Below are 11,666 nucleotides of genomic sequence, written 5' to 3' on the forward strand. Positions count from 1 at the left end.
TCATTACATCGGCGGCGCAACGCCATCCTTTTCAACCACTACGCGCGAAGCTGCAAACTCGGTACCGCTCACCGGCGACGCGACAATAAACACCTTCTTGCCGGCGACCAGGTCCGTGCGCGCGGCCGGCGCGAACGTCACCACCGGTACGCCGTCCGGCACCGTCACCGTGTTGCTGCCGCCCTTGTACGAGAGCTTCAGATCACGTCCGCTCGTGCCCGTCACGATTTGATCGACGTTTGCATTCGTCATCGTGCTGTTCGGCGAGAGGTCCCATGCATAGTGGCCTTCACCCGAACCGCGTGCCGCTTCCGGGAACACCAGTACTTCGGTCGCCGTCATCTTGCCGTCGGTACCGGTGGTTGCGGCCGTGCCGATAAACGAGCCGGTCTTGATGTCGGAGAGCTTGACGTTCTTCACGGCCGTGACCGGCGTGTCCTGCTTCATGTCGATGGTTACCGTGTCGCCGCTGCGACGATGCACGGTCAGCGTATCACCGGACAACGAGACGATATCGCCACGAATACGCGCTGGTTTAGCCGCCGGCGCCTGAGCAAACGCAACGCTGGCAAACGCGAGCGCAGCAACCGATACACCGAGTTTCAAACGCAATGATGTGGATGAGGAAATTGACATGGAGGCTCCAGTTTTAGTATTTGACGCGAGAAAAATCAGGCACCACCGAACCAGTTGTAACCCTGGTTCTCCCAGTAACCACCGGGATATTCGTTCGTCACGGTAATCGAGACGATGTGCTTCGGGTTCTTGTAGCCGAGCTTCGTCGGCATGCGCAGCTTCATCGGGAAGCCGTATTTCGGCGGCAAGACCTGGCCGTCGTACGTCAGCGTCAGGAGCGTCTGGGCGTGCAGCGCCGTGGGCATGTCGATGCTGGTTGAATAGTTATCCGCGCAATGGAACGCGACGTATTTGGCCGTGGTGTCGGCGCCGGAACGCTTGAGGAAGTCAGAGAAACGCACGCCGCCCCACTTGCCGATCGCGCTCCATCCTTCAATGCAGATGTGCCGCGTCACCTGGCTTTCCTGCGGCAACGCGCGCAGTTCTTCAAGCGTCCAGACGTTCTTGCCCTTCACCAGCCCACCGACCGGCAGCTTGTATGTAGCTGCATCGACGATCGGTACATCGTCGATGTCATAGAACGCGTTGAACGGGAACGGCCGCGTGATCATCGACTCGGGATAGGTCGGCGCGAGCTTGTTCGGATCGAAGAGGAAAGCTTGCGCTTCGTCGTTGAAACGTGACATGGTCCGCAGCACGGTGTTGACGGATTTATCGTCGGAAATATTGCACCCCGACAGCAGCATGAGACCGCCAAGCGACAGAATTCGCTTGCCGAAAAGACGCCGCGCCGGCGCCTTCAATTCGTTGCGCGCGTCTTTGAGGATGTTGTCGACATCGAGCTTCTCGTTCGCGGCAATCAGTTCGCTCTTTCTGTTCAGCATGGTTCAGCGGCCCCGGATCATCAGCAACAACGAGCGTGGAACGAGCGCGACCATCACCACGTGCAACACGAAAAACGCCACCAGGAAACTCATCGCGAAGAAGTGGACCACGCGGGCGTTGTCGTAACCGCCCATGAGGTCGCGCAGCCACGGGAATTGCACCGACTTCCAGACCGCAAGACCCGACAAAATGACAACCACAATGTCCGCGATCACCGCCAGATACGCAGCCTTCTGCACGGCGTTGTAGTGCGTGAGATCGTCATGTTTGAGCTTGCCGGTCAGCGCGGCGCGCAGATCGCCAAACAGGCTTTTGATGCTGAGCGGAAACAGTTTGCGGCGAAATCGTCCGGAGATGATGTTCATCCCCACGTACACCAGGAAGTTCCCGACCAGCACCCACATGGCCGCGAAGTGCCACAGCAACGCGCCGCCCAGCCATCCGCCCAGCGTGATGCTCGGCGGGAAAACGAACGAACGAAAAATCGGCGACGCGTTATAGACCTGCCAGCCGCTCGTCACCATCACCACGACCGCCAGCGCATTGATCCAGTGCGTAATGCGAACCCAGCCGGGCTGGGTGATGGCATGAGCTGGAAGTTGAGTCGAAGATGGGTTCAAGCTCGTCTCGTCGTGGATGGATCGAACAGGGAGCGAAGATGCTGTGGCTCGAGGATTCGGGGGACTTGATGGACACGTGGACACGTTGCGCAGTGCTACGCGCGCAGGCCTCGTCTGGATTGCATCTTAGCGACCGCACGCTGATCTGCGCATGACGCGTTAATGACTTTTTTGTCATCTTTTCCGCGCGTCGTGGCAGGTGGATAGAATGGGCCTTGTTTCTCACGCAAAGCGAAGCGCCCGCAGCATGACCATCCTGGTTATAGAAGACGACCGCAAGACCGGCGACTATCTGAAGAAGGGACTCACCGAGTCCGGGTATCAGGTCGACCTGATCCGCAATGGCGCTGATGGTCTGCATCAGGCGCTGGCCCATCCGTACGAGCTAATCGTGCTGGATGTGATGCTGCCCGGCCTTGACGGGTGGCAGATCATGCAGGCGTTGCGCGCGAAACGCGACCTGCCAGTCATTTTCCTGACCGCGCGCGATCACGTCCGGGACCGTATTCACGGCCTCGAACTGGGCGCGGACGATTACCTCGTCAAACCCTTCTCGTTCACCGAACTCGTGCTGCGCATCCGTACGTTGCTGCGGCGCGGCGTAGTACGCGAGTCGGATGTATTCCAGGTCGCGGATCTTCACGTCGATGTCCTGCGCCGACGCGTGACGCGCCAAGGCATTGACATCGCGTTGACGAACAAGGAATTCGCGTTGCTCCACCTCTTCTGCAAGCGGCAGGGCGAAGCGTTGTCGCGGACCTTGATTGCATCGGAAGTGTGGGACATGAATTTCGACAGCGATACCAACGTAGTCGATGTCGCCATCAAACGCCTGCGCGCAAAGCTCGATCAGCCCTTCGATATCAAGCTGATCCACACGGTGCGCAGCATCGGTTATTCGTTCGGTGCATCCGGGGATTCGCATTGAGTCCGCTATGGCGTTCGCGTTCGCTGGTCGTCCGGATCACCTGCCTGTTCGCACTGATCGTGTGCGTGGTGGTCAGCATGGTCGGAGGGTCGCTGTATCACGCGACCAGCGCCACGCTGTCCACGCGCGCCGATTACCAGTTGATCGGACGGGTCGAACACTTTCGCTCGCTGCTGCACGATCTCTACACCATCAAGGAAATCGAAGCGCGGCCCAAGCTGTTCGAAACCATGCTCGGCGACAGTCAGGACGTGATTATTTTCCAACGCCCCGGCCTCGCGCCGTTCATCAACGTGAACCCTGAAAACATGCCGTTGCCACCGCTCGTCCCGGTGCCCGTGCAACGCGCCGTTAATCTCGACGCGCTCTATGAAGGAACGCGCCGGGACGGTGTGCGCATGCGCTGGGTTGCAGCGCAAGCCCAGGTAGGCGACAGCGGCGAAGTCATCGAGATCATCGCGGCGCACGTGATGACCCAGGAAGCGCGGGTTCTCTCGACATATCTCGTGCGGGTCTGGATCAACGTGGTCAGCGCGGTGCTGATCACCGCGCTGCTCGCCTGGTGGGTATCAAGCCGTGGTCTTGCGCCACTGCGAAAAATGGCCGACAGGGTCGCCGGGATCACGCCCGACACCTTGTCCGCGAGACTCGATATCAAGAACACGCCAACCGAATTGCAAAGCCTCGCGATGTCGTTCAACGCCATGCTCGACCGCCTGGCGACCGGTTATGAACGGCTGCTGCAGTTCTCCGCGGATCTGGCGCATGAGGTGCGCACGCCTATCGGCGTACTGATCGGACAGACGCAGGTTACGCTCGCGCATACGCGCAACGAGAGCGAATACAAGAGCGTGCTGGAGTCGAATCTGGAGGAGCTGGAGCGGCTTGGACGCATTGCGCAGAACATCCTGTTTCTCGCACAGGCGGATCACGAGCGGCAGGACATAGAGCGCACGCCGCTGAATATTTGCGAGCAACTGGAAACCATTGCGACGTACTTCGAAGGACTCGCCGACGAACGCGATCTCAGCTTCGAAGTGCATGCCGAAGGCGAGATGCGCGCCAACGCGATCATGTCCCGGCGCGCGATCAGCAACGTGGTAGTCAACGCGGTGCGCTATGCCGAAGCCGGCACCACGATCCGGCTGACCGGCAGAGAGGACACGCAGCACGGGGCGATTATCGTGATCGGCAATCAGGGCATGCCCGTCGCGGCCGACGATCTCGCGCGCCTGTTCGACCGTTTTTATCGCGGCGATACAGCCCGCAGCGAGTTCACGGAATCGAGCGGCTTGGGGCTTTCCATTGTGCAGGCGATCATGCGGCTGCACGGCGGCTCGGCGTCGGTGAGTTGTTCGGCGGACGGCTGGATCGAATTCACGCTCCGGTTCGCCGCCCCGCCACGTCCAGCCCCGGCACATTTAGCCGCGCCTATGCCACCGCGCCAGCCTTGAGCGCCAGTTCCTGACGTTCGGCCAGCAGGCCGTGAATCTGCGATACGACCGCCGCGCCCTCGCCCACCGCCGCCGCCACTCGTTTGGTCGACGCCGAACGCACATCGCCAATGGCAAACACGCCCGGCACGCTGGTTTCCAGCGAGGTCGAGCCGTCCGCGTGGCCGGCATGGGCAGCGGACCCCGTCAGTACGAAACCCTTGCCGTCGGTGTTGACATTGCAGCCGCGCAGCCACGCCGTGTTCGGGTTGGCGCCGGTAAAGAGGAACAGATGCCGTGCGTCGAGCGTGAGCGGACCGTCAGGCGTCTTGCAATGCACGGCGGCGAGCGTCCGGCCATCGCCTTCCAGCGACTCGATCTGCGTGCGTGTATGCACCGTCACGTTCGGCAATGCCGCGATCCGGTCGATCAGGTACTTCGACATGCTGAGTTCCAGCCCCGGCCCGCGGATCAGCAGATGCACCCGCGCCGCGTGCGAGGCGAGATACACCACCGCTTGGCCCGCTGAATTGCCGCCGCCCACCAGCACGACTTCCGAGCCCTTGCAGAGCTTCCCTTCGACCGGCGATGCCCAGTAATACGTGCCATGCCCTTCGAATTTTTCGAGCCCGACAATATCCGGCCGCCGATAAGCCGCGCCCGTCGCGATCACGATCGTATGCGAGCTCACGCGCTGCCCGTTCATCAGCTCGATCTGGATCGGCATGCAGTCGCAGTGAAGCGACTTGATCTCGGTCGGAATGGCGATGTGCGCACCGAACTTCTGCGCCTGCACGAACGCTCGCCCGGCCAATGCCTGACCGGAAATACCGGTCGGAAAGCCGAGATAGTTTTCGATCCGTGAACTTGCGCCGGCCTGGCCGCCGGGCGCGCGGCAATCGAATACCGCCACCGACAACCCCTCGGACGCCGCATACACGGCCGTCGCCAATCCGGCCGGCCCGGCGCCGACGACCGCGACATCGTAGATATGCGCCGGATCGAATTCCGGCAGCCAGCCGAGTTGCGACGCGAGCTGGTTTTCATCGGGCGCGCGCATCACCGTGCCGTCGGGACAAATGACAAGCGGGAAATCCGCCTTCGATGTCGAGATCCGTTCGAGCAACGCAATGGCTTCGGGATCGGTACACGCGTCGATCACGGTGTGCGGATAACCGTTGCGGCTCAAAAAGCCTTGCAGCGATACCAGCCGTCCATCGTCCGACTGGCCGACGAGAATCGGCCCGCTACCCTTTTCGATCAAGCCGACGCGACGCAGGATCAGCGAGCGCATGATCCGTTCGCCGAGTTCCGCTTCCGCCACCAGCAGCGCGCGCAGCCGCTCGGGCACGATCAGGATGGCTTCGACGTCTTCTATCGCGTGACCATCGACCAACGCGGGCTTGCCTGACAACTGGGCGACTTCCGCCAGGTATTGCCCGGGCTCCGCCTCGGTCACCAGATGCACGTGGCCCAGTCCGTCGCGCCGCGTAATCCGCACCCGGCCGTTCAACAGCACGAACATGCCCGGGCCGGGCACGCCGACTTCGAACATGAGTTCGCCCGCGCGCCAGTACTGCACGTTGCCGAAGCGCCGCATGCGGTCGATTTCCTCGACCGTGAGATACGGGTACATCTGGTGCTTGCGGCTTTGGAGCGGCGAGAACGGGGCGTCGGCCGCGGCTTCCGTCGGCGCCACGCTGATCGTGTCGTTCATGATCGCGTTGAGATCTTCCGACACAGGCTGCTCACGGTCACGCCATTCCGCGTGACCGTGACCATGGTCGTGTGCTTCGTTCGTCCCTTCGAGCGGAGTACTCATGCGTGACGATCTCCATGCAGGTAGACGGCGTCACGCAGCGCGCCTTTGTCGGCGGACGGCGCTTTCGCCGGCCACGGGCACATGGCGGCCATCTCGCCCAGGTCCTCGCGCGCGCCGCCGAAGTCGGTGAGCGGCTTGAGGTCGAGACCGGCGAGACGCCAGGCGTCGAGTCCGCCGGTCAGCGGCACGACGTCCTTGAAACCGGCAGTGCGGAGTGCCTTGGCCATCCACGCCGCCGATACCTCGTTCGGACACGAGCAGTAAATGATGATCTTCTGATCCGGCTGGTAACTTTCCACGATCTTCTGCAATTCGCGTTCATCGGCGAAAACGGAGCCTGGAATCACGAAGGGATCGAGCACGCGTTTCTCCGCGGAACGGATATCGAAGATAGCGGGCAGCGGTTGGTTCTCCATCAGCGCATACAGTTCATCGACGGTGATGCGCGCCGTTTCCAGCGTCTTCATCAGCATCTTCCGGCGCCAGTAGCGGTAGGCCACGTAACAGGCCAGTGCGACCGCCACGACCAGCAGCGCTTGCCTTCCGAGCCGCGCGATCATGGCGAACACCATGTCGAGCTCGGCCGCGAAGATCACGCCCACCGCGAGTCCTACCGCGGCCCATAACGCCACGCCCACACCGTCATGCGCGATGAACGAGCGCGTGCGCACGCCCATTGCACCGGCGAGCGGCACCGAAACCAGCGACAAACCCGGAATGAATTTCGCGACAAGCAGCACGCGCACGCCCCAGCGGCCAAAAAAACGCTCGGTTTTTTTCACGCAGGTATCGCGCGACAAGGACAGCTTGCAGATGGTCTTGAGCGTGCGGTCGCCGTAGCGGCGGCCGCCCTGGAACCAGACGAGATCGCCCAGAACGCCGCCGACCACGGCAATGCCGAGCATCAGCGCGAGATGGGGCCACAAGGCCTGGCCGTTGAAGCCCATCATGGCCACCGACGCACCGACCACGATCAATGTAGGCATGGCGGGAACGGGCAGGCCGAGCGCCGCGCCCATGACGTTGAAAAAGACGATTGCCGGACCATACCGGTCAGCCAGATCATGCAACAGCATGGGATTCTCCTGCAGGTTGTGCAGCGCTGGATTCGGGTGTGGAAAGCCTGAACGCCGTGGGCGCTTCGCGCGAAGCGCTTACTTTATACGGCTCGTTTGACGGCCTTGCGATGAAGCGCAATGAGTCCGGGAACGCAGTTGGAAGCTACGCCGGGCTGCGAGCCGCTCCGCGCAACGCCCGGCTGTTCTTGGCCGCTCCGCGTTCCTGTCATGCGCGCCGCGATGCGCCGCCGCATTCATGAAATGAGTGTAGCGCGGATTGGCGAGAATGCCGATGGTCGTGGCCTTTCCCAGGACCCGGTTCTTCTGCGCGCACCGTCTAAAACGCGTGCCAGAAGCCGCTTGTTTTCGCTTTGTCGCTTCGTGGTCACTTCAGCCCGAAGTCTACCCGCGTGGGCGCACCCTTGTCCTTGATGCCATCCGCGTTGAGGTGCGGGGCGACGATGAAGATCCGCTTGCTGTCGATCTTGCCTTCGAAATATTGCTTCACCACCGACGCGCGCCGCTGCGCAAGCGCGCCGAGCGCGCCCTCGTCCACCGGCGCGTGCTCCGCGAGCGCGGCTTTCATGTCCGCGTCGGGCACGCTCTTCGTCATGCCGATCAGGTTGCGCGGTTTCTTGAAGTCCGCGCTTTTATACGCTTTCGTGAGGAATTTGCTGTATTCATCGGCGGAAATGGGGATGGTCGACGGATTGATGTTCGGATTGTCCTCGCTCGCGTCCTTCATCTTCGCCAGCCGCACCTGCCGGTCAACATAGGCCGCGCGCAACCCGGGTTCGTCCAGCGCCGGGTCTACCCGCGCCGATATCTCCAGCGTGATCGACGGTTTGTCCGCCAGCGCTTTCGCGATGGTGTCGAGTTTTTCATTCGCCGCGTCGCTGAGCGTGGCCGAACCCGGATCGAATTCCACGTAACCGAGTTCCTCGGGGTTCTTGCCGCCGAACGCATTCGCCAGTAACGAGAACGGCGCGGTCACCGCGCGCTCGACAAGGTGAAGGATTGCCGTCCAGACCAACGCGCCGATCGAGAATTGCGGGTCCGACAGCGAGCCGGAAACGGGGATGTCGACGTCGATCTCGCCTTTCGAATTCTTCAGCAGCGACACCGCGAGCCGCACCGGCAGTTTGGTCGCGGTCGTGTTGTCGACGTGATCGCCGAACGTGAGTTGATCGATGAAAAGATGATTGTTCGCGGTGAGCTTTTCGTCGGCGAGCGTGTAGTGCAGATCGACGTTGAGCTTGCCCTTCGTGATCGGATAACCCGCATATTTTGCCGAATACGGCGAGATATTCGGTAATTCGACATCGTGCGCGCTCGCGGTCAGATCCAGCGACGGTTTCGCGATCAGCGGATTTACGACCCCTTTGATCGATACCGGTCCGTTCGCGGACAGCTTCGCGGCGACATCGACGGGCGCGGGCGTGGTCGAATGCGTGCCGAATGCGCCGATAGTGCCGGTGATCGAAACCAGGTTCGCGGTGAAATTCGGCTTGATGAAATTATCGGTATAGGTCACGCGGCCGTTTTGCAGCACGAGCTGGCCGAAGCGCAGATTCGCCGATGACGACGCGGTTTTCGGAGCGGCGGGCGTTGCAACTGGTGCGGCTGCCGGTGCGGAGGCTGGCGTCGTGGCGGCGACCGTGGTGGCCGCACCCTTGTCCTGTGCGACGATATCGCTGAGGTTGAGCTTGCCTTGCGCGTCGAGCAGCACGCGGCCGTAGAAGTTCGCGAACGTCACCCGCGCGGCCTCGACGTCGGCGCCTCGTTCGTCATAGCGGGCGTTCAGTTTTGTCAGGCCGAGCAGCTTCCAGCCGGCCAGTTGGTCCGAATTCGCCCGGTCGATCAACCGCACATTCGACAAGGACACATCGCCCTTGTAACCGGCCTTCAGCGCGCGCCCCGCGCCTGAGAACGACGCGTCGCCGTTTGCGCTCAGCAGCGCGCTCGAGACCGTCGCGTTCAGGTTGCCGCCGAAGTACGGCTCGAATGCCGATGCGTCGAGTTGGTTGGCGTCAACATGCAGCGCGAGGCTCAGCGGTTTCGCGGTCAGCGTGCCGGCCACGGCCAGCGCGCCTTTGCCGTTCATCGTCAGCTTGCCGTCGATGGCGAGCGGTTTCGTCAGGTCGTCGGTGACTTGCCTGACGCCCAACTGCAACGGTGCGATGTGGAGTTTTACCGGGCGCGGCGTGGATTCGTCGGTGAAGTCGGCGGTGCTGTCGTTGAGCGACACCTGAGCGATTTGATAACGCCACGCCGGACCTGCCTCGTTCGCCTTTTCGACCTTGTGCGTCGCGCTGGCTTCCGGCGCTGTTTCGTGCGGACCGGCGAGCGCGGCGAGATCGATACTGCCGTCCTTCAGGCGTTTTGCATCGATGGAAAGGCCGTTCAGCACGACGCTGTCCAGCGCTGCCGTGCGCGCCGCGACATCGATCTTCTGGATCTTCGCTTGCGCCGACGCCAGTGTGACCGGCGCGGCATTCGCTGCGGTGTTCAACTGCGGCACGAGCTTCAGCGACTTGAGCGTGACATCGCCGGCGCCGACCTGAATGGACGGTTCGGGCTTCGACCAGTCCACTTGCAGCGGCAAATTTGCGGCGAGCGAACCGTCGGTGATACGCGCCGCCACCGCGTTCGCCACGTAGGGTTGCAACGGCGCCAGCGGCAAGTCGCTCAGCGCGAGTTTCGCGTCGGCGTTCTTGCCCGGCAGCGTGAAACTACCTGATGCGTCGAGCCCGCCGCCGTGATCGAAGGCCGTCTTCAGCGTATAGCGCGCCGGGGGTTTGCCGAGCGTGGAGAAGTCGTCGAGCGTCACGTTCAGGTCCGACAGTCCGAGCGTGGCGGGTTGCGCCATCAGGCGGTCATCGAAGACGATATGGCCCTGATCGATCGCCAGATGCTTGATCGCGAGGTCGAGCGGTTGCGCCGCGGTGTCGGCGGGTTTGGCATCGCTGGCGGGCGTGGAAGCGGGCTGGGCGGCGGGCTGGGCGGCCGGCTGAGAAGCGGGTGTTGATGCGCTCAGTTTTTGGAAGTTGAAGGCGCCGGTTTTATCGCGGGAAAGTTTCACGTCCGGCTGCGTCAACCGCACTTCATCCAGTTGATACACATTGCGCAACGGTTCCAGATTTCCCGCATTCACATGCAACGTTTGCGCGGCGAACAACGGCGTGTCCTGCTTGTCCGTCACGGCCAGATCCGCGAGATCCGCCGTGCCTTTGATGCGAATCACGGGGGTGTCGGCGCTGAGCGCAAAGCTCACATCGAGGTTCGTCGACAAGCGTCCGCTCTTGACCGCGACCGGCAGCGCGACCGGTGCGTACGACAGCATTTGCGGCAGGTCGAGGCCATCGAGTTGCAGGGCGATCTCCGACTCGCGCGACTCGGCAAATGGCTTTGTGCGCCCGGTGATGGATAGCGGCGAACCATCGATGCGCGCCTGCAGCGACGGCGTCACGAACAATTCGGTAGTGGATTTGAGATTGGCGATGAATGGAATCCCGATCGACCAGCGATCGATTATGTGGTGCGTTTTAAGCAGGCGGTCATCGAAATCGATGCGGCCATTTTCCACGCGAATATTCGATACGGAGAATCGTGCCGGTTGAGTGGACGGATTAGCCGATGGTTTCGAGAATTTTTCGATGAGATCGGAGAAATTGAAACGTTGCGCGTCGAAACGCACTATGTGAAAGCGTGGGGAATCGATCTTGAGTTCGTTGATAATTGGTGCGAGGCGGAATAGCGACGACCATGAAGGGCGCACGATCAGGCGTTCTATATCGACGAAATCGCCGCTTTTGGTGCCTGCGCTCAGGTTTGCGGGCGCTTCGCCTATATGGACGCGATCGGCTTCGAGGCTGAGCGTGTAGGGATTAAGCGCGATTCGTTCGATGCTGGCTGGGCGATCGAGTTGCGCGGAGAGTTGTTGTTCCGCGATATGTCGAAGGAGGGGTGGGACGGCGAAAAAGCCGAGCAGCCCGATTACGATGACAGCGAGCAGGAGCCCGATCACGATGCGCCGGGTACGTCGGGCTTGCGCAATCGAGTTTGCGCCTTTGATCAGGTTACGCCCGGCGGATGTCAGGGAAGTCTTGTTCAGGCTTGCCATGCGTGCCTCGTAGCGCGGTTGCGCGCGCCGGCACAAGCCACGCGCAGCCTTGGGATACAGGAGGAGTGAGTATACGACGCTGCGCTGGCAAATTGAACCCCAAGGGTTGTTCGTTCGCACTCGGGGTTTTGGAGGGTGGGGTTGATGCTAGGGGGTGGGGTTAGCGGTCAGGGTCGTGCTGGGGTGGTCGGTTCTGGGGTTAGCGGTTCTGGGTCAATGCC

Annotated in this window: 8 protein-coding genes; 2 read left to right on the plus strand and 6 right to left on the minus strand. The window is 61.8% G+C overall.

Translation table 11 applies throughout. From position 1 onward, the window contains the following. Window positions 1-3: 3 nt before the first annotated feature. The 3 genes from HB376_RS26535 to HB376_RS26545 are packed head-to-tail and all read right to left on the minus strand — an operon-like array spanning window position 4 to window position 2,081. Window positions 4-636 (minus strand): hypothetical protein, encoded by a 633-nt coding sequence (locus HB376_RS26535; RefSeq protein WP_213766700.1) that lies wholly within the window; start codon window positions 634-636, stop codon window positions 4-6. Between the two features lie 35 nt (window positions 637-671). Next, on the minus strand, window positions 672-1,460 hold the full coding sequence (locus HB376_RS26540) for a molybdopterin-dependent oxidoreductase (protein ID WP_213766701.1): 789 nt from the start codon (window positions 1,458-1,460) through the stop codon (window positions 672-674). A gap of 3 nt (window positions 1,461-1,463) precedes the next feature. Further along, window positions 1,464-2,081 carry a cytochrome b/b6 domain-containing protein gene (locus HB376_RS26545; protein WP_218627383.1) on the minus strand — a complete coding sequence of 206 codons (618 nt, stop codon included), beginning with the start codon at window positions 2,079-2,081 and terminating at the stop codon, window positions 1,464-1,466. A 247-nt stretch (window positions 2,082-2,328) separates the two neighbouring features. On the opposite strand from HB376_RS26545, the gene HB376_RS26550 reads away from it, so the two are divergent. Together HB376_RS26550 and HB376_RS26555 are read left to right on the plus strand one after the other, a co-directional pair. Continuing rightward, a complete protein-coding gene (locus tag HB376_RS26550; RefSeq protein ID WP_031362289.1) occupies window positions 2,329-3,009 on the plus strand; it encodes a heavy metal response regulator transcription factor in 681 nt (226 codons plus the stop codon). Next, entirely contained in the window at window positions 3,006-4,463 is a 1,458-nt protein-coding gene (locus tag HB376_RS26555) for a heavy metal sensor histidine kinase (RefSeq protein ID WP_213766702.1), read from the plus strand. The genes HB376_RS26550 and HB376_RS26555 overlap by 4 nt, the downstream gene beginning before the upstream one ends. Here the strand turns inward: HB376_RS26555 and HB376_RS26560 are convergent. The 3 genes from HB376_RS26560 to HB376_RS26570 all read right to left on the minus strand — a co-directional run bounded on the left by HB376_RS26560 (window position 4,441) and on the right by HB376_RS26570 (window position 11,445). Next, window positions 4,441-6,159: an FAD-dependent oxidoreductase gene (locus HB376_RS26560; protein ID WP_213766711.1), complete on the minus strand. Its 1,719-nt coding sequence runs from the start codon at window positions 6,157-6,159 to the stop codon at window positions 4,441-4,443. The two genes, HB376_RS26555 and HB376_RS26560, sit on opposite strands and share 23 nt — an antisense overlap. 101 nt (window positions 6,160-6,260) lie before the next feature. Beyond that, on the minus strand, window positions 6,261-7,340 hold the full coding sequence (locus HB376_RS26565) for a DedA family protein/thiosulfate sulfurtransferase GlpE (RefSeq protein ID WP_213766703.1): 1,080 nt from the start codon (window positions 7,338-7,340) through the stop codon (window positions 6,261-6,263). A gap of 367 nt (window positions 7,341-7,707) precedes the next feature. Further along, complete coding sequence (locus tag HB376_RS26570; protein ID WP_213766704.1) at window positions 7,708-11,445, minus strand: DUF748 domain-containing protein; 3,738 nt, start codon at window positions 11,443-11,445, stop codon at window positions 7,708-7,710. Window positions 11,446-11,666: the final 221 nt, after the last annotated feature.

Origin of the sequence: Caballeronia sp. dw_19 (assembly GCF_018449515.1) — a bacterium.
In the GTDB taxonomy this organism is placed as follows: Bacteria; Pseudomonadota; Gammaproteobacteria; order Burkholderiales; family Burkholderiaceae; genus Caballeronia.